Annotated in this window: 31 protein-coding genes; 28 read left to right on the plus strand and 3 right to left on the minus strand. The window is 68.5% G+C overall.

What is annotated here, in order from left to right; genetic code table 11:
• Position 1: 1 nt before the first annotated feature.
• The 8 genes from F6A08_RS05870 to F6A08_RS05905 all read left to right on the plus strand — a co-directional run bounded on the left by F6A08_RS05870 (position 2) and on the right by F6A08_RS05905 (position 5,419).
• Entirely contained in the window at positions 2 to 1,723 is a 1,722-nt protein-coding gene (locus F6A08_RS05870) for a DNA cytosine methyltransferase (protein ID WP_151458871.1), read from the plus strand.
• Positions 1,720 to 2,130 carry a hypothetical protein gene (locus tag F6A08_RS05875; protein WP_151458872.1) on the plus strand — a complete coding sequence of 137 codons (411 nt, stop codon included), beginning with the start codon at positions 1,720 to 1,722 and terminating at the stop codon, positions 2,128 to 2,130. The genes F6A08_RS05870 and F6A08_RS05875 overlap by 4 nt, the downstream gene beginning before the upstream one ends.
• The gene (locus F6A08_RS05880) at positions 2,127 to 2,315 is read left to right on the plus strand and encodes a hypothetical protein (RefSeq protein WP_151458873.1); all 189 of its coding nucleotides are present in this window, start codon (positions 2,127 to 2,129) and stop codon (positions 2,313 to 2,315) included. Before F6A08_RS05875 ends, F6A08_RS05880 begins: the two co-directional genes overlap by 4 nt.
• Before the next feature lie 336 nt (positions 2,316 to 2,651).
• A complete protein-coding gene (locus tag F6A08_RS05885) occupies positions 2,652 to 3,320 on the plus strand; it encodes a hypothetical protein (RefSeq protein ID WP_225855750.1) in 669 nt (222 codons plus the stop codon).
• A gap of 156 nt (positions 3,321 to 3,476) precedes the next feature.
• On the plus strand, positions 3,477 to 3,680 hold the full coding sequence (locus F6A08_RS05890; RefSeq protein ID WP_151458874.1) for a hypothetical protein: 204 nt from the start codon (positions 3,477 to 3,479) through the stop codon (positions 3,678 to 3,680).
• Entirely contained in the window at positions 3,680 to 4,147 is a 468-nt protein-coding gene (locus F6A08_RS05895) for a single-stranded DNA-binding protein (RefSeq protein WP_151458875.1), read from the plus strand. Before F6A08_RS05890 ends, F6A08_RS05895 begins: the two co-directional genes overlap by 1 nt.
• Entirely contained in the window at positions 4,125 to 5,054 is a 930-nt protein-coding gene (locus F6A08_RS05900) for a hypothetical protein (RefSeq protein WP_151458876.1), read from the plus strand. Before F6A08_RS05895 ends, F6A08_RS05900 begins: the two co-directional genes overlap by 23 nt.
• Positions 5,051 to 5,419 (plus strand): hypothetical protein, encoded by a 369-nt coding sequence (locus F6A08_RS05905; RefSeq protein ID WP_151458877.1) that lies wholly within the window; start codon positions 5,051 to 5,053, stop codon positions 5,417 to 5,419. The genes F6A08_RS05900 and F6A08_RS05905 overlap by 4 nt, the downstream gene beginning before the upstream one ends.
• Before the next feature lie 5 nt (positions 5,420 to 5,424).
• On the opposite strand, the gene F6A08_RS05910 is transcribed toward F6A08_RS05905, so the two are convergent.
• Both F6A08_RS05910 and F6A08_RS17645 read right to left on the minus strand, forming a co-directional pair.
• Entirely contained in the window at positions 5,425 to 5,745 is a 321-nt protein-coding gene (locus F6A08_RS05910; protein WP_151458878.1) for a hypothetical protein, read from the minus strand.
• 44 nt (positions 5,746 to 5,789) lie between these two features.
• On the minus strand, positions 5,790 to 5,960 hold the full coding sequence (locus F6A08_RS17645) for a hypothetical protein (RefSeq protein ID WP_192576694.1): 171 nt from the start codon (positions 5,958 to 5,960) through the stop codon (positions 5,790 to 5,792).
• A gap of 137 nt (positions 5,961 to 6,097) precedes the next feature.
• Here F6A08_RS17645 and F6A08_RS05915 point away from each other — a divergent pair, with 137 nt between their 5' ends.
• From F6A08_RS05915 to F6A08_RS05935, 5 genes are all read left to right on the plus strand, one after another.
• Complete coding sequence (locus tag F6A08_RS05915) at positions 6,098 to 6,886, plus strand: hypothetical protein (protein ID WP_151458879.1); 789 nt, start codon at positions 6,098 to 6,100, stop codon at positions 6,884 to 6,886.
• Positions 6,887 to 6,901: 15 nt separating this feature from the next.
• On the plus strand, positions 6,902 to 7,351 hold the full coding sequence (locus F6A08_RS05920) for a hypothetical protein (protein WP_151458880.1): 450 nt from the start codon (positions 6,902 to 6,904) through the stop codon (positions 7,349 to 7,351).
• A gap of 140 nt (positions 7,352 to 7,491) precedes the next feature.
• Positions 7,492 to 7,959, plus strand: a complete 468-nt coding sequence (locus tag F6A08_RS05925) for an HNH endonuclease (protein WP_151458881.1) — start codon at positions 7,492 to 7,494, stop codon at positions 7,957 to 7,959.
• Positions 7,960 to 8,206: 247 nt separating this feature from the next.
• Complete coding sequence (locus F6A08_RS05930; protein WP_151458882.1) at positions 8,207 to 8,449, plus strand: hypothetical protein; 243 nt, start codon at positions 8,207 to 8,209, stop codon at positions 8,447 to 8,449.
• 14 nt (positions 8,450 to 8,463) lie between these two features.
• Positions 8,464 to 8,805, plus strand: a complete 342-nt coding sequence (locus F6A08_RS05935) for a hypothetical protein (protein WP_151458883.1) — start codon at positions 8,464 to 8,466, stop codon at positions 8,803 to 8,805.
• 352 nt (positions 8,806 to 9,157) lie between these two features.
• Here the strand turns inward: F6A08_RS05935 and F6A08_RS05940 are convergent, their stop codons facing one another.
• Positions 9,158 to 9,385 (minus strand): hypothetical protein, encoded by a 228-nt coding sequence (locus F6A08_RS05940; protein WP_151458884.1) that lies wholly within the window; start codon positions 9,383 to 9,385, stop codon positions 9,158 to 9,160.
• A gap of 35 nt (positions 9,386 to 9,420) precedes the next feature.
• Between F6A08_RS05940 and F6A08_RS05945 the strand changes: the two genes are divergently transcribed.
• The 15 genes from F6A08_RS05945 (at position 9,421) to F6A08_RS06015 (ending at position 22,657) form a co-directional block, all read left to right on the plus strand.
• Positions 9,421 to 11,013 (plus strand): hypothetical protein, encoded by a 1,593-nt coding sequence (locus F6A08_RS05945; protein WP_151458885.1) that lies wholly within the window; start codon positions 9,421 to 9,423, stop codon positions 11,011 to 11,013.
• A gap of 14 nt (positions 11,014 to 11,027) precedes the next feature.
• Positions 11,028 to 12,464: a phage portal protein family protein gene (locus tag F6A08_RS05950; RefSeq protein ID WP_151458886.1), complete on the plus strand. Its 1,437-nt coding sequence runs from the start codon at positions 11,028 to 11,030 to the stop codon at positions 12,462 to 12,464.
• Complete coding sequence (locus F6A08_RS05955) at positions 12,461 to 13,732, plus strand: head maturation protease, ClpP-related (RefSeq protein ID WP_225855751.1); 1,272 nt, start codon at positions 12,461 to 12,463, stop codon at positions 13,730 to 13,732. The genes F6A08_RS05950 and F6A08_RS05955 overlap by 4 nt, the downstream gene beginning before the upstream one ends.
• Before the next feature lies 1 nt (position 13,733).
• On the plus strand, positions 13,734 to 14,099 hold the full coding sequence (locus F6A08_RS05960) for a capsid cement protein (RefSeq protein ID WP_151458887.1): 366 nt from the start codon (positions 13,734 to 13,736) through the stop codon (positions 14,097 to 14,099).
• A gap of 14 nt (positions 14,100 to 14,113) precedes the next feature.
• A complete protein-coding gene (locus tag F6A08_RS05965; protein WP_151458888.1) occupies positions 14,114 to 15,025 on the plus strand; it encodes a phage major capsid protein in 912 nt (303 codons plus the stop codon).
• A gap of 1 nt (position 15,026) precedes the next feature.
• Positions 15,027 to 15,380 (plus strand): hypothetical protein, encoded by a 354-nt coding sequence (locus F6A08_RS05970; RefSeq protein WP_151458889.1) that lies wholly within the window; start codon positions 15,027 to 15,029, stop codon positions 15,378 to 15,380.
• 20 nt (positions 15,381 to 15,400) lie between these two features.
• Entirely contained in the window at positions 15,401 to 15,757 is a 357-nt protein-coding gene (locus F6A08_RS05975; protein ID WP_151458890.1) for a hypothetical protein, read from the plus strand.
• Positions 15,757 to 16,116: a hypothetical protein gene (locus tag F6A08_RS05980; protein WP_151458891.1), complete on the plus strand. Its 360-nt coding sequence runs from the start codon at positions 15,757 to 15,759 to the stop codon at positions 16,114 to 16,116. Before F6A08_RS05975 ends, F6A08_RS05980 begins: the two co-directional genes overlap by 1 nt.
• Before the next feature lie 15 nt (positions 16,117 to 16,131).
• Positions 16,132 to 16,422: an HK97 gp10 family phage protein gene (locus F6A08_RS05985; RefSeq protein ID WP_151458892.1), complete on the plus strand. Its 291-nt coding sequence runs from the start codon at positions 16,132 to 16,134 to the stop codon at positions 16,420 to 16,422.
• Positions 16,419 to 16,838, plus strand: a complete 420-nt coding sequence (locus tag F6A08_RS05990; RefSeq protein ID WP_151458893.1) for a hypothetical protein — start codon at positions 16,419 to 16,421, stop codon at positions 16,836 to 16,838. Before F6A08_RS05985 ends, F6A08_RS05990 begins: the two co-directional genes overlap by 4 nt.
• A gap of 100 nt (positions 16,839 to 16,938) precedes the next feature.
• On the plus strand, positions 16,939 to 17,709 hold the full coding sequence (locus tag F6A08_RS05995; protein WP_151458894.1) for a hypothetical protein: 771 nt from the start codon (positions 16,939 to 16,941) through the stop codon (positions 17,707 to 17,709).
• Positions 17,710 to 17,802: 93 nt separating this feature from the next.
• Positions 17,803 to 18,183 (plus strand): hypothetical protein, encoded by a 381-nt coding sequence (locus tag F6A08_RS06000; protein ID WP_151458895.1) that lies wholly within the window; start codon positions 17,803 to 17,805, stop codon positions 18,181 to 18,183.
• Positions 18,180 to 18,542 carry a hypothetical protein gene (locus tag F6A08_RS06005; RefSeq protein WP_151458896.1) on the plus strand — a complete coding sequence of 121 codons (363 nt, stop codon included), beginning with the start codon at positions 18,180 to 18,182 and terminating at the stop codon, positions 18,540 to 18,542. The genes F6A08_RS06000 and F6A08_RS06005 overlap by 4 nt, the downstream gene beginning before the upstream one ends.
• Positions 18,543 to 18,557: 15 nt before the next feature.
• Positions 18,558 to 21,887, plus strand: coding sequence for a phage tail protein (locus F6A08_RS06010; RefSeq protein ID WP_151458897.1), 3,330 nt, complete (start codon positions 18,558 to 18,560; stop codon positions 21,885 to 21,887).
• Positions 21,884 to 22,657: a hypothetical protein gene (locus F6A08_RS06015; RefSeq protein ID WP_151458898.1), complete on the plus strand. Its 774-nt coding sequence runs from the start codon at positions 21,884 to 21,886 to the stop codon at positions 22,655 to 22,657. The genes F6A08_RS06010 and F6A08_RS06015 overlap by 4 nt, the downstream gene beginning before the upstream one ends.
• Positions 22,658 to 22,660 lie beyond the last annotated feature (3 nt).

The raw sequence follows: 22,660 nt of genomic DNA on the forward strand, positions 1-22,660 counted from the left end.
GATGACCGCCCTCGCTGGCTACCAGCACCCGAACGTTCCATGGAACGGCTTGACCGTCACTGACCTATTCTGTGGCGCGGGCGGATCCAGCAGCGGCCTCGTCGCGGCCGGATACCGAGTCGTGATCGCTGCGAACCACTGGGCGCTCGCGATCGAGTCACACCAGATGAACCACCCCGACACCGACCACTCGCAGGCGGACATCTCGCAGGTTGACCCACGCTACTTCCCGCGCACGCACGTTCTCTGGGGGTCGCCGGAGTGCACGAACCATTCGATCGCGAAGGGAATCAAGCGGCAGCGCCAGCAGGACCTCGCGCTGTTCGAACTCGATGGCACCGCGCCACTGCCTGACGAGGCCGCGAACCGGTCTCGCGCGACGATGTGGGATATCCCGCGCTTCGCCGAGCACCACCGGTACATGGCGATCATCCTCGAGAACGTCGTCGACGCGTACCGCTGGGACCAGTTCCCGGCGTGGCAGCTCGCGATGGAGAAGCTCGGCTACCGCATGCAGTTCGCATGGCTGAACAGCATGCACGCGCAGATCGGCGGCCTCCCGGCCCCGCAGTCCCGCGACCGCATGTACATCGTGATGTGGCGCGAAGACCTCGCCAAGAAGAAGAAGGGACTCACCGGACCCAACGTCGCGAAGTGGACCAGCCCGATGGCGCTCTGCCTCGAGCACGGCGAGATCCAGGCCGTGCAGGCGTTCAAGAAGACCGAGCAGTGGGGCCGCTACCGCGCGCAGTACCTCTACCGGTGCCCGAAGTGCTGGCAGGTCGTCGAGCCCGGATGGCTCCCGGCTGCGTCGATCATCGACTGGTCGATTCCGGCGCCGCGCATCGGCGACCGGGCGAAGCCACTCGCTGCGAAGACCGTCGAGAGGATCCGCCGCGGCATGGAGCGCCACTGGACACCGTTCCTCGCCAAGGCCGCAGGGAACACGTACGACGGCGTAACCACGGGAACGGGATACCTCCGCATCGCCGAGGTCGGATCACCGATGCCCGTGCAGACCGGCAGCGCCGAGCACGGGTTCGCGGTCCCGCCGCTCATCGTCAACCACGTCAGCGGCGCCGACGCAACGCGCTCCGAGCCGATCACGCGCGAGCTGCCCTCCATCGTCGCGGGTGGGCTCCACGCTTCCCTGCTCGTGCCCGTCGAGGGTCGCGAGGGCAAGAGCGCGGCGCCGGCCGCCGACCCGCTGCGCACGCAATCGACGCGCAACGAGACCGGGCTGCTGGTGCCGTACTACAGCAAGGGCACGGCGCGGACGACGTCGGAGCCTATGGGGACGGTGACGACCGTCGACAACGCCGGTCTGGTCGTCCCGCTGCGCAACCACGGCGTTGCGAAGCCGACGTCTCACCCGATCGACACGGTCAGCGCGGAAGGCAATCACCACGCACTCGTCATGCGGAACAACCGCGGCGGCGCCGAGATGTCGACGCCCGTGACCGAGCCGATCCGCACGCTCACGACCGGCGGGCACCAGTCGCTCATCGAGCCGAGCGCGCCGATCAGCCTCGACGTCGAGGACGCTGGGTTCCGAATGCTTGAACCGCACGAGATCCAGGCGGGCATGGGCTTCGCCCCCGACTACCTTCTCCTCGGATCGAAGCGCGACAAGGTGAAGCAGGCCGGGAACGCCGTCACTCCACCCGCGGCGCGCGACCTCGGTCACGCCGTCGCCGAGTTCCTGCTGGCGGTGGCATCATGACCGCTCCGACGACCGAGGTGCGTAACGGCGTCTACCTCCGCGATGGCTATCGCTGTGTGATGTGCGGCGCGCTCGAGAAGACCTTCCAGCACCGCCGCGCGGTCGGCATGGGCGGATCCCGCAACGTGCCAACCGCCGTCGACGGCCTGACCCTCTGCCTGACCTGCAACGTCGCGTGCGAGCGCGAGCTGCAGGGGAAGGCGCTCGCGAACGGCTGGAAGGTGCGCCGCTGGGTCACCGCACCCGAGCGCGTCCCGGTCTACTTCCCGCACGAGTTTGCCTGGTATCGCCTCGAGGGCCTCAACCGCATCCGGATCTCTGCCCCTGTCGCGATGGAGATGGGCTGCTCGGTCTACGGCGACGAGTGGATGCAGTGGCGGCTGAGCGTGATCGGAGGCGCGCGATGAGGCGCTGGATCGTCGTGGAGTGGAACCAGGCATCGGGTCAGCCGCGCGTCGTCGACATGGGAGAGCTCTACTGGACCGAGGGCGAGGCCGAGAGCGTCGCAGCTGATGAGCGCCAGCGCACGGCCGCCGTCGGTCGGCGCGAGCGGTACACCGTGCACATCGTCGATCTGGACGTGACGTCATGAGCGCGATGCCGGAGTTCGCGATGACCTACGTCGTCTACTGGCCCGAAGCCGGCGTACTGAAGGTGGGGCGTGCGTGGCGCTTCCACCGGGTGCAGATGATGACTCGCTCCGGCGGACACATCGTCGTGCTCGCCCGCGGCACCGACAAGACCTGGGAGGCCGAGGCGCTGCGCACGCTGCGCCGATGGTTCCCGCAGGCATTCAGCAACGAGGACGAAGCGCGCGAGCTGCTGTTCATGGGCCGCGGGTGGACCGAGTGCTTCGAGGTCGATGAGCACCACCTGCAGCTCGCCGTCGACCTGTGTTTCGAGGGATTCGCGAGAGGGAACGATCAAGGTGTCAACGAAGAACGTGCAACGGAAGATCAGCGCGGAGGATCTGCAGTTCCGGGGGTACCTGCGAGCCCCGATGGCGGCGAAGCCGACGGCGATCGGCCTCTGGCTGCACACCGACGGCCTCGGCCGCCGCGAGGTGGTTCCGGAGCTGCTCGCGGCCGCGATCTATCCCGGCGAGGCGGCGACCGAGCTCGTGCTCGAGCATCTGCTGATGCTGGACGAGTCCGGGTTCCTGGACTTCTACCAGGCCGATGGGACCGAGTATCTGGTGCTGCGGCGCCCGCTGAGGGTGGACGGTCGCCTCGCGTGGTCGAACTGTCCCGAGCCGCCTCATCGCGAATCTTCGCGAACGTTCGCGGCTGTGGGGGGAGCGCGGGCGAGGGCGGGGGAGCGGGTGCGTGCCGAGCAGGCCGCGAGGGCGTCGGAGTGGGCGCAGTGGGCGGACGAGCACGAGAGCAAGCCCCAGCCGCCTCGGAGACCCCTTCTGCTGGATGCTCCGCCCATCGGATGCCCCGATCACCCCTTCGGCAGGTTCAAGGACTGCGGACCATGCGGCACCGCGCGCCGGCGTCACGATCGCTGGGTCCAGGAGGCCCGCTACGGCGAGCAGATGACCGACTACGAGCAGATCCGAGACGGAGAGGAGGTGTGGGGTGGTGACCCATTTTGACGCCCTCGCTGACTTCATCGAGATGACCGTCACAAGGTTCACGAAGGACCAGCAATTCCGGTTCCGCCTGATGGCTGAGGCCGACGCGACCCCGCGGGAGACCGCACGCAAGATCGCCGCGGAGGCACACGCCGCGGCACTGAGGAGGACAGCATCATGAGCACCAAGACGGTCTATCTGCACCTGAGGAAGGGCCCGGGCTACGGCCGCTTCTCGGTCGTGAAGATCGCGAAGACCCGGGATGCGGCGACGCGCGACGGTGATGTCGTCATGCCTCTCGAGATTGAGTTGCCGCACGACTTCTTCGAGCGCGCCGCCATCCGGGTGCATGTCGAGCCGATGGCGGGGGAGAAGTGCTGATGGTCGGCGAGACCGTGATCACCGTCGTCGGCAACCTGACAGCCGACCCCGAGCTGCGGTATACGCAGAACGGCCTCCCGGTGGCAAACTTCACCATCGCGAGCACGCCGCGGACGATGAAGGACGGCGAGTGGACGGACGGCGACCCGCTCTTCCTCCGCGCGAGCGTCTGGCGAGAGGTCGCCGAGCACGTCGCCAGCAGCCTGACGAAGGGCATGCGCGTGGTCGCGCAGGGTCGCCTTCGGCAGCGCTCGTACCAGGACCGTGAGGGCAACCCGCGCACCGCGATCGAGCTCGAGGTGGACGAGATCGGCCCCTCGCTCCGCTACGCGACGGCGCATGTCACCCGCGCCGCGCGCACCGATGGACAGAGACCGGCGGCGCCCGCTCCGGCACAGGAGCAGTGGGCGACCTCCGAGCCGCCCGCGGATGGGGGATGGACCTATGGTGACGACACACCGTTCTGATTTGGTCGACGAGATCGAGAAGGCGCTTCGTGATGAGGCGTACGACGGCGGGTTCGGGTACATGGGCGACGAGCAGTTCACGGCCTACGTGCGCACTCTGGCGGTGGCGGCGGCGAAGGTCGTGGAGGAGGCGCACACCCCCACCGCTGGATCTTGCTGGGATGCCGCACCGCTCGTCGTCCGAGCGGGTGAGTGCGATCCGGCGCCGACGCTGTGCGAGCTCACGGCAGGGCACCAGGGCGCGCATCGCTCGGGGCAGACGGAATGGATGCACACACGCCCCCTCACCCCGACCGACGACGAGCGGGAAGCGCTGCGAGCTGAGGCGGAGAAGGTGCAACGAGCCGCGTGGGCAGAGATCCACGGGCAAGACCCGAGCCGCACGTACAGCGTCGCGGAGGTGAAGCGGCTCGTCTACTCGTTCGACAACGTGCTCTCGTCCGCTCTCCGTCGTTTCGACGTACCCGAGCCGAGCGCAGAGGCGACTCTTTCCGAAGTGCGATCGCATGCCGAGCGCTTCGCGAGCCGTCCCCCGACATCGCCGTACTCGATGGGTCTGCGTGACGCGTGGCGCACGATCTTGCGGAAGATCGACGGCATCCCTACCGGTGCCGAGGTACCGGAGCCGAGCGCCGACACCTGCGAGCACTGCGGTAGGCCAGACGGCAATCACATGCTGATCGAGCCCCGACTCACCATCAAGCTCGCACCGGAGCCACAGGGCGAACCGTCCGACGCGCGGCGTACCGAGATCGAAGCTCGCGCGCTCGAAGGGTTCCTGGGGAAGCTCGCTGGTGACGGCGCGTACACGCTCGACTTCTCGTCCGCGGCGAACCTGCACGATCACATCGCGCAGCTGCTGAAGCGCGACATCGCCGCTCTGCGTGCTGCCGGGGGTGTGCGATGAGCGACTACACGCCGACGATGGAACGGCTGCGCGCCGATTACCTGCGGATGCGGGCCGAACGCTTCGGGTTCACGGACCTCTACGCGGCGGAATGGGATCGCGCGCTGGCTGCTCACGATGCCGAGGTGCGGGCTGGTGTCGTAACCGAGGAACCCGAATGGGAATACGGCGTGAGGCTGCACCCGGACATTGAGTACAAGCCGAACGAGAACCGGGCGACCTACACGCCACCCACTACGCCTCACACGTCACTTGAGCGGGCACAGGAGATGGCGGGGCTGAATCCTCGCTACCGAGCCACCTATCACCGTCGCCGCAAGGCTGGCCCGTGGGTGCCGGTGAAGCAGGAAGGAGCGGAGAAGTGAACTCGCTATCCGCGTTCCGGATGCTGGCCAGCGATGTGCTTGGGCTTCAGAGAACGATCGTGAGGCGCAGTAAGCGTCTCACCGCCGTCGTCAGCCCAGTGTTCGGTAGCGTCCCGATCGGACCTATCGTCTGCGGCCGCACGGGCAGCCTCCTCCTCCTTCCCGCTTCGGCCGATGATCTCGCGGATCTTCTCTCCGGTCGTTCCCGTCGCGCTTTCAACGGCCGTCGTCGCATCGTTGACTTTGCGTTCGACCGCGTCCACCACGCGCTGGGTGAGATGCGAGGCGCCTTCAGACGCCGCCTTGATGTGGTCTCCAACAGACATGGCATTGCTCCTTCGTTATCTCCGCCGGGATCGGCGGAGCACGTTCAGGGCCCGGAGGGACCGTTACGGCTGCGGTTCCTCAAGAGCCCGAAGATCACAGTGCCGACGAACAGGATGATTCCGATGATTGCCAGCCAGAGCAGGCCCTTGATGGCGAAACCGACAACGGCCAGGACGGCCCACACGATGAGCAAGATGACGAGGACGGTCCACATGTTGCTCACGCTACGCGCATCCGCACCCGATAGATACGGGTTCTGGATTCAGCCCAGCAAGCGCACCAAGATGAGGACCCATCGCATGGTCATCACCGAACCGGTTCCTGCGCTGCCGTCAGCGGAAGGAATCGCCGATGTCTGACCGTCACTGCATCCGGGGGTGCGTGCGCCCCGGCGAGCACTATGCCGCGTGCCAGTTCAGCGGGCCCGACTACCTGGGCGCGTTCCGGTGCGATGGTTGCGCGCCGCGCGAGTGCCGGGACGGGTCGCTGATCTGTGACCGCTGCTTCGGCCGGATGCGTGCGCTGCTCGCCGACGGCCCTGACCTGATCGGGCGGGTGCGGTCGCTGGCGGATCCGATGAAGGCCACGCCGACGGACAAGGCGCCGGGAGGGCGCTCGTCGGCGTCCGAGCCGCCGGCACCGATCGATGCGGACCTCGTAGATGCGCTGGCCGTGCTGAACAGGCTCGAGCCGTGGTGGCACGTCACCCTGTCGGACTACTCGAACGACCTCGAGGTCATCACATGGCTGGGCGAGGTCGTGCTGGACCGGCACCCGGAGATCGCGGGGGAGCGCGACGGGTGGTCGGTCGCCGACGCGATGGCGAAGTGGGGAGTCGAGCGCCGCACCGACGTCCACGTCTTCCCCGACGAAGACCCAGGGCACGAGCCCGAGAGCGCGCCCGTCCGCGAGTGGTACGACCCGCTGCTTACGCTCGAGCAGGCCGCGAAGCGCGCGAAGGTATCACAACGGCAGACACGCCGGTGGGTCGAGAAGGACGAGCTGACCGTGGTCGCGCAGCACCGGGGACCGCGGGGGACGGTCATGAAGTACGTCTACGCCTCGGCTGTCGACAGCGTGGCGGCAAAAATGCGCGATCGACAGGAATCGACTCGCTTCGCAACGCCGCAGGGCGGGTAGGGCAGAATCGCAATCATGGGTAGACGGCAGACGGATGCGCGGCTCGGCCCGATCGCCACCGTCGCGGTGTGGGTGGTCGCTTTCGCCATCGTGGCAACCATCGGCGGCCTGATCGCGCAGGCACGAGGAGACGCCCGAGACGCCGACTTCGCGGCACGTTCAGGCTCGGTGGACGTGCCGCTATCGGGAGAGATGTCGAACGAGCAGGTGACGGTAGTCAGTGCGGTACTCACGACGGACGCCGAGTCATACACGACGACCATGACCGTGAGGGTCACCGCAGGGCCGGCAGCCTCGAACCGCAACCCTCCGATCCGGATCACCACCCCGATGGTGACCTGTGAGACCACGCGGGCGTGGCTGTGGAATCTCGATCAGGACGACCTGCCGATGAAGTGCGACCGCCACCTACATAAGGACGAACTCGACGGCGTCGGGAGCGGCGTCGTCGAGATCGGCCGCTGAACGGGGCTCGACAACCTCCCGCGTGTTCTCCGGTGTGTCCGGATCTGGTGCTAGGCTGTGCCTTGCACCAGAACTGAACCTACAGAACGCCTCAGCCCTCGCGGCTGGGGCGTTTTGCTTTGCACGGTCGGGGGTCCACGATGACGCGATCCGCCGTGCTCGAGAGGTTGCGCCGTGCGTACATCGTTGACGAGTCGGGATGCTGGCTCTGGACGCGGTCGGTGCAGACGGCCGGGTACGGTCAGATACTCGTTGAGGGTCGTCGATGGCTCGCCCACCGGCTGATCTACACGCTGCTCGTCGGCGAGATCCCGGAGGGCATGGTCGTCGATCACGTCTGCCGCACGCGGCGATGCGTCAACCCCGCTCACCTGCAGGTCGTGACGGTCAAGCAGAACTGTGAACACCGCGCCGGCAGCACTTCGGGCGGATCGGGAGTGCGCGGCGTGACCCGCGATAGGCGCACCGGGCGATGGCTCGCTCAGGTGAAGCACAACCGTGTCAGCCACTTCGTAGGCCGCTTCGATCGCCTCGAAGATGCAGCTCTCGCGGTCGCGTCGAAGCGTCGAGAGCTCTTCACCAACAGCTTGGCCGACAAGGCCGCATAGACCGGCGCGGGCGGCGGGGTCTGGAAAGGCCCGGGCGCGCGGTACCCAGCCCGCAGGGGCGCCCCTGGCACGAGTAAGCCGCCGCCCACGTCCGATCATCTTCCGGCCTGCGTTCGCTGCGGCGCACATCGTTCACGCGCGCAAGCCGAGCGAGCCGGACATCTTCACCGTGGGAGGCCGCCTGATGGGCAGTCGATCGATCCGAGATGGCAGGGGTCACCGTGCCTACCGTCGCAAGCAGGCCGCCTTGAAGCGCCGCACGAAGGTCGAGGACCTGCCCTGTGGGTACGGATCACCCTCGGGGTGGGGTTGCGGCGAGCACATCGACACCGACCTGCCTGCCGAGCACCGCATGTCGTTCACCGCTGACCATGACGAGGCGATCGACAACGGCGGTTCACTCGTCGCGCAGGTGCTCGTGCCGATGCACCGCAGCTGCAACAGCCGGAAGTCGAACCACGCCGCGACCGAGATCTGGGCGGCAACGTAGACCGGGAGGTCACCATGAACACGAGTAGCCGCGTCGACGTCGTGCTCGCCGAGGGGAAGCCCACGGCCGCCGCCGTCGAGCACACCGTGACCGAGCCGGTCGAGACTGCCGACGTCGCCCCTGACCCGTCCCGCCGCACCATCGTGCTCGCGCTGACGAAGCAGGAGGGACGCGAGACCGCCGAGGCACTGGGCATCGAGCCCGTCGCCATCGTCACGCCACGCAGGCCTCATGCCTCGGTCGGCATCGTCGCCGACGCGATCATCGAAGCGCCCGGCCTCGACCGTGCCGTGGTCGACGAGCTGATGGTGAACGCTGGCCCGTCGCTCGCTACGTCCACCGTGGATGCGTCATGACCCCGTGGGGCCTCATCGTCTGGGCTCTGGCGGCCGCTGCGTCGCTCGTCATCATCGGATTCGGTGTCGCGTTCGCCTGGGGCCTGATCAAGGCCGCACGGCTCCTCTGACACCTCAGACCAATCACCCCACCCGGGTCGACCCGCGGATCGTCAAAAAATCCAGGGTCGGCCCGGGGCTGCCAGCCTCCCGCGCGGTCCTGGCAGCTCTCTCCGCAGGTAAGAACGCGGGATGGGGGAATTGGGGAGTCAGGGGGAGTTATGGGACGTCCCAAGGCGCCCTGTGGCACCGACGCGGCCTACCGCCGACACCTCCGCGAGGGCGTCGAGGTCGACGAGGCGTGCCGCCGCGCTCACACCGAAGCCGGCCGGAAGCCATCGAAGCGGTCGAAGCCGCGCGCGCCCCGGTCGCCGGCGTTCGTGCCGACCGCTGACGCTCCTCCAAGCGATAACGCCGAGCAGCCGGACGACATGAAGCTCATCGTCGACACGCTGCGCACCGCGTTCACGACGATCGCCGCATCAGACCCGACCCGGCTCGCTCCGATCTCCCGCGAATTCCGCGCCGCCGTCGAGGCCACGCGCGGCCCCGCGGATGCGCCGAAGGAGCTCAGCCTTGCCGACCAACTCGCCCAAGCCCGCGCTGCTCGGGCTGCAAGAACCGCGGGTTCGGGCGCTACCGGCTAGCCGCGTTGACACACTCCTCGACGACATTCTCGACATCTGCGACCTCGCCGCCATCCGGTGCGACCCGTGGCAAGAGGGCGCGCTCGAAGCCGTCGCGTCGATCGACGACGAGGGCCAGTGGGCGGCGACCGAGTTCGGGATCCTCGTCTCTCGACAGCAGGGCAAGGGCAACATCCTTCTGCCGTACGAGCTCGCCCACCTGTTCCTCTGGCCCCGCGAAGACGGCGCGCCGAAGCTCATCGGCCACACCGCGCACGAAGGCCCGACCGCTCGCGAGGCATTCCGCCGCGCTCGCCGCATCATCCTCGCCTCGCCAATTCTGCGCGCCGAGCTCGTCGGAGGCGGGAAGCAGACCGCCCAGGGCGTGACCGGGATCTCCACCGGCAACGGCAATATGGCGATCGAGCTGAAGAACGGCAACCGCATCGTCTACTTCACCCGCACGGGTGCCGCCGGCGTCGGTGTCTCGTACGACGTGCTGATCGTCGACGAGGCACAGCACACGCCGCTAACGATCCTCGAGGCGCTCCTGCCGGCGACGGATGCCAGCCCGAACAAGCAGGTGCTGTTCACCGGCACGGTCCCGAAGGAGGACCAGGACGGTGAGTACTTCGAGGGCTTGCGCGACCGCGGCCGCAAGGGCGGCCTCGAGCGCACCGGCTGGATCGAACACACCCCGGTGGGCTCTGATCACCCCGACGCGCTGAAGAACATCGACCTCGGCAGCGCGGACGCGTGGCGCGAGGCAAACCCGGGGCTCGGCATTCGCCTCGCGTGGAAGACGATTCAAGACGACTGGGACCGTATGGGGCAGACCAGCCCCGACGCGTTCGCCCGCCAGCGCCTCTCGATCTGGCCCGCTCGCCGCGTGGAGGTCGCCGAGAAGCTCTCGGCCCTCGACCTCGAGGTGTGGAGGCGGCACGAAGACGACGACGCCGGGGTCGCCGGCGACGGCGTCGTGCTCTCTCTCGCCCTCGGGCGCGGTGGCGGGTTCGGCACCATCGGCGCCGCCGTCCGCGCAGACACCGACACCATCGCCGTCGAGCATCTCCACACGGACAGCGGAACCCTCTGGATCGCCCCGATGCTCAAGAAGCTGAAGGCCGAGCATGGCAACGCGCTCGTCGTGCTCGATCCGAAGAATGCCGCGGCCGTGATCGCTGCGCTCGACCAGGCGAAGGTCAAGTACCTCGCCATGAACCTCGACGAGATCGCCGCGGCTCACACGCTGTTCATCGAGCACGTCAACGCCGGACTCGTCCCGCACCGCCCACAAGCCGAGGTCACGAAGTCGCTCGAGTTCGCGACGACGCGCAACATCGGCCGCGCCGGCGTGACGTGGGAGCAGTCCGACCCGACGAAGCCCGTCACGATGGCGCAGGCGATCACCTGGGCGCTGTGGGGCGTCCTCAAATCCGAGGCGACCCCGAAGAAGAGCACCCCGCCGCCGCCCAAGGCCGCGGTCCTCAAACGAGACGACGTCGCCGGAAGCGACCTGGACCTCGCGACAGCGCGGTTCTGAGAGAGGAGGCCGCCTTGTCCGAGACCGGATACCAGGTCGACTCGACGCTCCCGGGGTGGATGGACTGGGTCGCCGAGACGAACGAAGACAACCCGGATCTGCAGTGGCCGAAGTCGATCAACGTCTTCGACCGGATGCGCCGTGAAGACCCGCAGGTGAAGTCCGTGCTCCGCGCGGTGACGCTGCCGATCATGCGCACCGAGTGGGCGATCGATGGGACCGGATGCCGCCCCGAAGTCGTCGCGCACATCGCCGCCGACCTCGGCCTGCCGATCAAGGGCCAGCCGCCGATGGCGCCGCTGCGTACGAAGGGTCGATTCTCGTTCAAGGAGTTCCTGCGTCTCGCGCTGCTGTTTCTCGTGTACGGCCACTCGTACTTCGAGCAGGTCTACGACCAGACCTCCGACCCCGGGCGCACGCACCTCGCGAAGCTCGCCTGGCGGCCGCCCCGCACGATCTCGAACATCGAGGTCGCCCGTGACGGCGGCCTTATCGCGATCGAGCAGGGCGGCCTGCTGGGCAGCGGCAAGGTCCGTATCAAGGTGAAGGACCTCGTCGCTTTCGTGCACGAGCGTGAGGGCGCGAACTGGCTCGGCGAGTCCCTGCTGCGTTCGGCGTACAAGATGTGGATCCTCAAGGACCGCGTCCTGCGCATCCAGGCGCTGACCGCTGAACGCAACGGACTCGGCATGCCCGTCTTCACGGTTGGGGAGCCGCCAGAGGGCGACTTCGACCAGATGGTCGAATGGCTCGACGCCGAGATCAAACGCGGCCTCGAGATCGTGAAGCAGGCGCGGGCCGGGGAGGCCGCCGGAGTCTCGCTGTCGAAGGGATCGACGTTCCAGTTCGTCGGCGTGAGCGGCAAGCTCCCCGACACCGATAAGCCGATTCGGTACTACGACGAGCAGATCGCTCGCGCAGTCCTCGCCCACTTCCTCAACCTCGGAACCGAGACGGGCTCGTGGGCGCTCGGGTCGACGTTCGCGAACTTCTTCACCGACAGCCTGAACGCCGTTGCGCAGAACATCGCCGACGTCATCCAGCAGCACGTCATCGAAGACCTCGTCGATCTGAACTGGGGACCGAACGAACCGGCGCCCCGACTCGTGCCGGCCGCGATCGGCGAACAGCAGCAGATCACCGCCGAGGCGATCAAGGGTCTCATCGAAAGCGGCGCGGTCCAGGTCGACGACGGGCTGCGCGCCTACGTTCGCGACAAGTTCGGGCTGCCTGTCGAGGACCTGCTGCCGAACACCCCCGACGATGCGGAGTCGCGCGAGCTCGCACGGTTCGTAGCCGAGGTCGTGCAGAAGATCTACCTCGGCACGGACAAGCCCGTGCTGCGCCAGGACGAGGCGCGAGAGATCATCCGCCGCGCCGGTGCCGACATCACCGGAGACGGGCCCGACGTGAGTCGGATGCCATCGACAGAGGCTGAGGAGGCCGCATGACCACGCACAGCTCGGGAGCGAATCGCTTCTTCGGGTCACACACCCAGCCGAAGTCGAAGGCGGAGATCTTCGACGCGATCACCATGCCCTCGCCTGCGGGGGAGGGGACGGTCGCCACGATCCGCCTCTATGGCCCGATCGACAGCTGGGGAGGCTGGTGGGGAATCAGCGCGAGCGACGTCAGCGACGTGCTCGACGCCCTGCCGGAATCCGTCACGCAGATCATTCTCCGCATCAACTCGCCCGGCGGCGAGGTGTTCGAGGCGATGTCGATCCTGAACATGCTCCGCGCCCACAAGGCGAGCGTGCTCGCCGTCGTCGATGGCCTCGCGGCATCCGCCGGTTCCGTGATCGCTGTCGGATGCGACGAGACGGTCATGTCGCCGGGTACGCAGATGATGATCCACTCGCCCTCGACGATCATCTGGGGCAACGCGCACGAGATGCGCAAGGAAGCGGACGTGCTCGACAGCGTCGAGGAATCGATCATCTCGATCTACCGCGACAAGGCCGGCGAGTCCGCATGGGGTGAGTTGCTGGCCGCCGAGACCTGGTACACCGCTGAGGGTGCCGTCGAGGTGGGACTCGCCGACCGTGTCGCCGTCGTGAAGGACGCCGGCGAGACATGCACCGCGGGCGCCGAAGACGACGACCCTGTCGACCCGCTCGAGGGCGACACCGTCGAGGACAAGTACCAGTCCGCGCGCGCTCGCCTCAGCCGGCGCCCCACCGGAGCTGCGTCGCCCATCAAGCCCCCGAGCTCGCCCGAGCCGGGTAACACCACAGAAACGGAGAAGCTCACCATGAGCGATACCTTCCTGGCTGCGGTCCGCGATCGGCTCGGCGTGACCGATGCCAACGCATCGGAGGAGACGGTTCTCGCCGCCTTCGACGAGCACCTCGCGGAGCAGGCCGACACCGTGGCGGCTCCGGCCGCCGCCATCCCCGCCGGCACGCAGCTGATCGAGGACAACGTCCTCTCCCAGATGCGCGCAGACGCCGCCGCTGGACGCGAAGCACGCGAGCAGCAGATCAGCGATCGCCGCGACGGGATCATCCAGAACGCGATGTCGGAGGGCCGCATCAGCGCAGCATCCGCACCGAAGTTCCGCGCGATGCTCGACGCCGACGAGGCGACCGCCACCGCGGTCCTCAACTCGCTGGCCGAGAACACCGTTCACGTCGAGGAAGTCGGCCACGCCGACACCCTCACCAGCGCAGACGACTCGCTCTACGGGTCGATCTACCCCACCGCGAAGGAGGCCTGAGATGGCCAAGAGCTACCTGCCCCTGTTCCGCCCGGGTGACACCGTCACCTTCGGCGTCAGCGCCGCAGTCACCGCCGGTCAGGCGGTCGAGGTCTCCGCGACCGTCGACATGGCCGTCGCCCCCGCGGCTGCCGCATCCGCGAAGTACGTCGGCGTCGCCGGCCACGACGCGGCTGTCGGCGACAAGCTGACCGTCGAGGTCGGCAAGCCCATCCACGAGCTGAAGGCTTCGGGTGCGATCACCCGCGGCCAGCAGCTCGAGACGGCACCCGCCGGAACGGTCCGCACCCTCGCGGCCGGCACCGCGGTGTTCGTCGCCCTCACGTCCGCCGCCGACGGTGCGCTCGTGCGCGCCATCCAGCTCTGAGAAAGGAGAGCACGATGCAGACCTACCCGCTCACCCCGAGCCAGCTCGCCAACGTCTCGGCAGCAGAACTCGTCGCGTTCCTCAAGAACCCGACGCTCGTCGCTCGCCGATTCGGGGAGATCCTGCAGGCACAGCAGTTCCTCGGACTGTTCCTTCTGCAGAAGCGCTTCACCATCACCGGCGGCTCGATCGGCGTGCCGATCAACGAGGTCATCCGCGCCGCCCGTGGCGCTGAGATCGTCGCCCCCGGCGGCGAGTACAAGCTCACGCCGATGTCGGCTGAGGAGTACGAGTTCTACTCTGCGATGAAGGACGGCCTCGCGACCGAGGTCACCGACGAACAGGTCGGACGCCTGCTGCGTCAGCCGATCGACGACGCCTTCACCTTCCTGCAGACCGAGCTCGTGTTCTCGGCGAACGAGGCAGCGCTCGGCGCCGTCGCGTCGTCGGTCACGAACACGTTCGCGGCCGGTGGCACGTGGACGACCGCGAAGCAGATCTACAAGGATGCGCTGCGCGCCAAGGCGCTCGTGCGCAAGCAGAAGCTCGGCTACGCGCTCGACACCGCAGTGCTCCCCGGCGAGCTGTACGCCGAGGTCATCCCCGAGCTGCTCGAGATCCTGCCGAAGGACAGCGGCCAGGCGCTGACCGACGAATTCCCCACCATCGCCGGTCTCACCTGGATTCCGGACGACGGAGAGGACATCGCCGACCCGATGTTCCTCGACCGTCGCCGTCTCGGCGGCATCGCCCGCGAGCAGATCCCCACCCCGGAGATGCAGCACATCGGCGGCGACACCGGCGTCGAGATCGCGGCGATCCGCGAGGGCAAGGCGGAGAAGACCCGCCTGCAGGCGCGCAACGTCCACGTGCCGATCGTCACCGACCCGCTCGCGGCGTTCTACGTCACCGGAACGGAGGGCTGAGATGAGCACGCAGCACATCGCAAGCGCCGCCGTCGTGAAGGTCTCGATCGGATCGCCGTCGGGCAACCGCGTCGCGCAGTTCGTTCAGCGCGGCGACCTCGTCCCGGGTGGCGTCGCCGACGAGCAACTCGAGCACCTCGTCAGCCGCGGCCTCATCGAGGCTGTCGAGGTCGAGGAGCCCGAGGAGCCCGGGGAAGTCGACGAGGGCGCGTACAAGCGCGTCAGTGTCGCCGACCTCAAGGCCGAGATCGAGAAGCGCAACGACGGACGCGAGGACGACGCGAAGATCGTTCCCGCCGAGCCGGGCCAGCGCCCGCAGCTCGTCGCCGCGCTCCTCGCTGACGACAAGAAGTAACCCAGGCAGGGGGCGGTGCCATGATCACGCACGACAAGATCGGCAGCGATGAGGACCTTGCACGCGAGGTCCTCATCGTCGGTCGCGACATCGCCCCCTGCATCCTCTCCTTCGCCGAGGACAGCGAAAAAGAGAAGGACGCGCTCGCAGTGCTCAAGCGCGTTTATCAGAACCTCGCCGAGCGCGGCTCGCTGCTCGTCAAGGCGCAGCGCATCGGCTCGGCGTCCGTCGACTACGCCGACATCGCGTCCGCGTTCGACGGACAGCCTCGCCGGGCACTCCGCGCGCTGTGTGCCCCGGCCTCCGCACCCGGCATGTCTCGCGGGAGCTTCCCGCTCGAGCGTCCGCTCGCGAAGCTCTGGCCGGAGCGATACTGATGCACTTCCCTCACGGCCACACCGTCTACCGGCTGCGCGCCGGCATCGTCCGCGACCGCACCACGAACCGCGAGGTGCGCGGCGACTGGACCAACCCCGACGTTCTGCCCATCCCGGGCGCGTTCGTCGCGCAGACCTCCACGTCGCTGCTCGGCGACGCCACCCGCCAACAGGCCGTCGAGGCGAAGTCGCTGTTCTGCGACGGCACCTTCGACGTGCAGAAAGGTGACCGGATCCGCGACGGCGGGGACGGCGCCCCGATCTACACCATCGACGGCATCCCGCCGGCGGCAGATACGAACCCGTTCACCGGGTGGACGCCGCCTCGCGAGATCCCGCTGACCCGCGCGGTCGGCTGACCGAACGGAGTGCTCATGGCTCGCAGCGGCGACACAGAGGTCGAATTCACCCCGCGCTTCTTCGAGGAGGTGTTGCGGCAGCCGAAGGTGGAACGCCTCACGGACGAGATCGCGGCCGCCGCGCTCGCGAAGATGCAGGCCGACGCACCCCGCGACACCGAGGCATATGTCGAGGGTCTGCACATCGAGCACCACGACTCGCGCTACCGGCGCACCACCCGCGTCGTCGGCTCCGACGAGAAGACGCTGCTGATCGAGTCGAAGACCGGAACCATGGCGCGCGGACTCAAGGCGGCCAAGCGATGAGGGTCATGCCGCCCGACCTGGTCACATGGCTCATGGGCTACGTGTCGGATGCGGCCGACGCCGACGGATTCGAGGTAGACGTCGTCGGCGCCGAACCCGAGGATCTCGAGTTGCCGCTTACGCGGCCGCTGATCGTGATCCGCATCGATCCCGGCTCCCGCGTGGACTGGACGACGTTCGACCGCTCGGTCGGCGCATCCGTGCTTGGCGGATCGAAGAACGCGCCGACCCCCATCGTCGACCTTGCCCGCTGGCTCGCCTCGGTGCTGTTCGACGACGAGCTCCCGCTCGCCACCGGGAGCCCCATCGCGCGGGTCGATTTCAGTGGCTGCAACGGACCGTATGCGGTCCCCGATGAACTCGACGTCGCGCGGCAGTACATGACCGCGCAGTACGTCGTCGAAGGCTCCTGGTGAGCCGCTCACCCGATACGCGGATACGTCGGCAGTCGACGTGACCGTTCCCACCCACCGGCTCCGCATGCGCGGGGCCTTCTTCATGTGAAGGAGAACACCCATGACTGCCGATTCCCAGGGCAACGACCTCGCCTCCGTTGGCGTTCCGATCACCGGCATGGGCGCGTTCGCGCCCGTCGACATCGCGAACGTCATCGACAAGGCCGCCCTCGGCGCGAGCCCGCTCGTGCTCCCCGCCGCCGCCCGACGCCTCGGCCTGTACAAGGTCGACGGCGGTCCGGCCCCGTCGCGCGAGACCGGCGACGCGATCGAGTTCTTCCAGAAGGGCTACACGCTCGCTGGTGAGGGCACCCGCGCCGTGGTCATCAACCTCGCCGAGCAGAACGCCGCCGTCATGGCGCTCACCGAGGGCGCCGAGCCCGACGAGAACGGCGTGATCGAGGTCTCGTCCTCGCTGCCCGGCAACCGCTTCATCCTCTACGTCGTCACCCGCTACCGCGGCGGCCTCGAGAAGCGGCAGATCGGCGTCGCGTCGGTCACGGCCGTCGAGCCCGACCAGCAGACCCGCGGCGAGGTCGAGGGCATCGCGGTGACGTTCACCTGGCAGGAGGACGAGCTGTTCAACGGCGCGCCGTTCTGGCAGTGGGGTCCCGCGATCCCCGGATCCGTCCCGGCCACCGGCGTCACCGCCGGAACGCCCGGATCGTTCACCCCCGCCGGAGCCGCCGCACCGGCGACGCTCGCCGCACTGCAGGCGCTCGGCGCGCTCGGTGAGACGACCGCCTGGACGACGGGTCAGTACGTCGTCCTCGGCGACGCCTCCCAGGCGCACTGGGATGGCGACAGCTGGGCCGCGGGAGCCGCGGCCTGACAGACCGGCTGGTCGGGATGTCGTCGGGTCATCCCGACCAGCCACTCTCACACCCCACCCGACACCACCCGATGACCCGACAAGGAGACCATCATGGCAACACCCAAGACCAAGCCCGCCGCTGCGGCTGTGCCCGAGTACGACTTCGACAATTGGTCGGAGGAAGCCGAGGAGAAAGCGATCGCCGCGGCCGTCCCCGAGGTGAAGTACATCATCGTCGAGAAGCGCTTCATCGGCCGACTCGGCGACGGCACGATCATCGAGGTGCCGCTCACCCTCAGCTTCGACTTCATCGACCAGCTGCAGGCGGACTACTCCACCCCGATCGACCAGTTCAAGGCCATCCTCACGGAGATCGGCGGCGAAGCGATCTCCGCCGACTTCGGCAAGCGGGACATGGTCGAGGGCGCGATCCTCGCCGAGAAGTACTTCCGGGTGCTGCAGCGCGTTCAGCAGGCGGCCTTCCCGGAATGATCGCCGTCGCCCGGGTCATCCGAGAGCACCGGGGAAGCGTCGTGCGCACGCTGCGCGAGACGTTCGGTGTAGGAATCTCTGACCTGGGCGACGGGCTCACCTGGGGGGAGGCACGCGACCTCCTCGAGGAGGCGTCCGCCGATCCCGGCACGCACCTGGGCGCGAAGCTCGCCGGCTGGTCGTATCCCGCGACCACCCGTCAGCTGCTGTCGCTGATCGCCGAGCTCGGCCCGAAGACATCGAAGAAGCTCGTGCCGTGGGTTCTCCCGGACCCGCGGCGCTCAACGACCACCGCGGACGCTGCGGAGGTCGCCGCGGCACAGGCCGACATGGAAGCGGGCCTCGTGTTCGCCGACTGACCCGAGGGGGTGCTGATGTCCTCCGAGGTCGGTTCCGGTCACGTGTCGATCTTCCCGGTGATGACCGGGTTCAAGTCCCGCGTCACCAAGGAGACGCAGGCCGCAGGTGCGGCGGGCGCGAAGACCTTCGAGGGCGGCTTCAAGCGGGCCGGCGCCGCCACTGGGCGGGCGCTCGGACGTGACCTGAAGTCCGCACTGAACTCCTCGGCGGCCGGTCTCGGCGCGGACGTGATGCGCAAGCTGAACGCCGAGGTCGCCTCCGCGTCGGCCGCGCTGTCGAAGGCCCGTATCAAGCAGCAGGACGAGGCCGGCCGGGTCCGCGTCGCCGAGGTGCGCCTGCAGGAGGCGATCGCCAAGTCCGGCGCGAACTCCTCGCAGGCGATCGCCGCCGAGGAGCGCCTCGCTGCGGTGCGCCGCACGCACGCCGCGGCGACGGATGCTGTCTCGGCCGCCTCGCTCCGCCTCGCCGCCGCGCAGACCGCCGCCCGCACCGCGACCGCCGAGCTCGCCGCTTCCGCCGCCCGGTCGACGTCGTCGATGCGCGGCATGCTGCAGAACCTCCGCGCGGGATGGACCGACGCCCGCGCCGCGCAGTCCGCGTTCACCGGCGTGGCCGGATCGATCGGCGGGCTGCTGCGCGCCGTCTCGGACGTGTCAGGGTTGACCCGCCTCGGCACGATCGCGAAGAACGTCGCACTCGCGTCCTCCCGCGCCTTCGTGTCCCTCGCGACGCAGGTCGGCGGGCGTCTCGCGGGCGCCTGGTCGGCGTCGCGGGCATGGCTGGGCAGCGTCGGTGCGGCCGTCCGCGGCGCGTTCAGCCCGCTGACCGGCTACCTCGCCGCGCAGGCGACGCTCATGGCGTCCCCGTTCGTGAAGCTCGGCTCCCGGGTGGCGACGTGGATGAGCCCGGTCACCACGCAGGTGCGCAGCGCGTTCTCGAAGATCGCCGCGATCGGCGGGCCCGCCGCCCGTCAGCTCACCGCCGCGTTCGGGGCCGGACTGGCTCGCCTCGGTCCCGCGGCGGCGTCCGCGTTCTCGAGCGTGGTCGGTGCCGCTGGCCGCGCCGCCTCCGCCGCAGGGCAGGCCCTCGGCCGCGGCATCCAGTCCGCCGCCACCGGCACTGTCACCGTAGCCGCCGCGGGCATCGCTGTCGCCTTCACGAAGGGCTTCAGCCGCCTCGCCGCGATCGACACCGCGCGCGCGAAGCTGACCGGTCTCGGAAACGACGCCGACGCGGTGAAGAACATCATGGGCGACGCTCTCGCGTCCGTCCGTGGCACGAGCTTCGGCCTCGGGGAAGCGGCGACCGTCGCCGCCTCTGCGGTCGCGGCGAACATCAAGCCCGGCCAGCAGCTGCAGTCCCACCTCAAGAACATCGCGAACAACGCCTCCGCGGCGGGGATCTCGATGGAGGAGATGGGCTCCATCTTCAACAAGGCCGCCACGCAGGCGAACGGCGTCCAGAACGACGTCATCAGCCAGCTCGCCGACCGCGGTATCCCCATCTACCAGGCACTCGCCGACCAGATGGGGGTCACCGCGGGCGAGGTCTTCAAGATGGCCTCCGAGGGCAAGGTCGACTTCGAGACCTTCTCGAAGGCCGCCGAAGCAGCCGCCGGCACGGTCGCCGCCGAGATGGGCAAGACCGTCCCGGGCGCCGCGAAGAACTTCCTCGCCGCGATGGGCCGCATCGGCGCGAACGCGCTCGAAGGCGTCTACGGCAAGATCGGTCCGCTGATCGCGGCCGCGACGTCCGCGCTCGGTCCCATCGAGGAGCGAGCGAAGGCGTTCGGTGACGTGCTGCTGCGCGTGGTCGGTCCCGCGATGGACTGGGTCACGAACCTGTTCACCAGGATCGGGGAGGGCGCGTCCCTCGCCGACTTCGGGCTGGGGAACCTCACCGGGGTGCTCGCCCCGCTGGGGGCTGCATTCGCCGCCTTCGGTGCCGGCGGGCTCGCCGGTGTGCTCTCGCGTCTGCCGCTGCTCGGATCGATGCTCGGCGGCCTCACCGGGCCGCTGGCAGCGCTCGGCGGTCCTCTCGGGATCGTCGCCGCCGGCCTCGCCGGTCTCGCCCTGTCGGGCGGGGACTTCGCGGGCCTCGCATCCGGGATCACCGGGATCGTCGATCAGATCGTCGGTGCGCTTCCCGGGCTCGTCGACCAGGTCGTCGCCGTCGTCCCTCGGATCGTCGAAGGCATCGTCGGCGCGATTCCGCAGCTGCTCACCGCGGCCGGATCGATCGTCGGCTCGCTGATCACTGGCATCGTTCAGGCGGTGCCGCTGCTCGTCGAGGGCGCTCTCGCGCTCGTGACCGGGCTGATCGACGCGGTCGTGTCGAACCTGCCGATGATCGTCGACGCCGCGATCACCCTGGTGATCACCCTCATCGAGGGCATCATCACCGCGGTGCCGATGCTGATCCAGGCGGCGCTGTCGCTCATCGGGGGACTGCTGACGGCGATCGTCGGCGCGCTCCCGCAGATCATCCAGGGCGGCATCGAGCTGCTGATGGCGCTCATCCAGGGCATCATCACGGCGTTGCCGATGCTGCTGCAAGCCGCGCTCGATCTGGTGACGGGCCTGCTGACCGCGATCATCGAGAACCTGCCCCTGATCATTGAGGCCGGCATTCAACTGCTGCTCTCCCTGATCACCGGACTCGTCGAAGCGCTGCCACAGCTGGTCACCGCCGCGATCAACCTCGTAGGGCAGCTGCTCACGGGGCTGCTCACGATGCTTCCGCAGCTGATCGAGGCCGGCATCCAGCTGGTCGTCTCGCTCATCACGGGACTGATCGAAGCGATCCCACAGATCGTCGCGATGATCCCGCAGATCATCTCCGCGATCTGGGACGGGCTCGCAGGGGTCGACTGGCTCGACCTGGGTGCGCAGATCATCAAGGGCCTCATCGACGGCCTGTTCAGCATGGTCGGATCACTCGGTGACGCCGTGGGCGACATCGTCGGAACGATCACCGACTTCTTCCCTCACTCGCCCGCCAAGCGGGGCCCGCTCTCCGGGTCCGGGTGGCGGCGGCTGAAGGAGTCGGGTGCGGCCACGCTCGAGCAGTTCAACGCGGGCGCGAAAGACGAAGCCACCGGCTTCGGCGACGCACTCGTCGAGGCGGCCTCGTCGGCGTCGAAGCGGGCACAGCTCACGATGACCTCGGCATCCGCCACGGTCGAAGAAACCGAAGCGGCACGGCGACCGCGCGGTCCCGGCGACGAGCCGGCGGCGGCTGCCGGACCGACGGTGTCCCAGACGAACCACTTCGACAAGACCGACCCGCGTGAGGGCGCCGAGCTGGCGAACCACATGCTGGCCGCCGCGCTGAGAGGAGCATGATGCTTCGCATTCGGGTCGGTGGAGTGACGATCCTGGGCCGGCCCGACGGATCCTCTTCGAAACCGAAGGGGCTCTTCGTCGGGCCGGACGGGTTCGCGGGGTGGGACGACGGCCCCGATCTGCGCCGCGAGGCGGTGGATCGCCCCGGCCAGCACGGGCAGTTCGACATGCCCGTATTCAACGGGTCCCGTGTCGTGTCGATCGATGGGCACGCGCTCGCATGGTCGGAATCCGAGCTGGGGCACCTGCGCGACCTGATCATGGGCTTGGGAGCGTTCGGTGACCTGATGCGGATCACGGTCGACCATCAGGGAAGCACCCGATGGGCCGACGTCCGACGCGGCGCGAAGCCCACCTTCCAGGACGCCGGCATCCGTTTCGGCCTGCTCCGCGCCCGGTTCGCGATCCACTTCGTCGCCCCCAATCCGCGGAAGTTCGGTGAGACGCGGGAGTTCCCCGCAGGTGCCGCGTCGTTCCACTACGGCAACTTCCCGGCCTCGCCCGAGCTCATCGTGACCGGGCCGAAGGCTGGCGGATACACGATCACCGGACCGGGCGGCCGGCAGTACGTCGTCACCCAGTCGCTCGCCGCTGGCCAGACGCACCGGATCGACATGAACACCGGCTGGCTGTACCTCAACGGGGTGCTGCAGTCGGGGGCGGTGTCGCAGGCGCGGACGTGGGCGATCCCCCCGGGAACGTCGGCGATCCACACCATCACGGGCGGCACGGGGTCGATGACCGTGCGTGTGCCTGACACGTTCCTGTAGGAG

Origin of the sequence: Microbacterium algeriense (assembly GCF_008868005.1) — a bacterium.
In the GTDB taxonomy this organism is placed as follows: Bacteria; Actinomycetota; Actinomycetes; order Actinomycetales; family Microbacteriaceae; genus Microbacterium; species Microbacterium algeriense.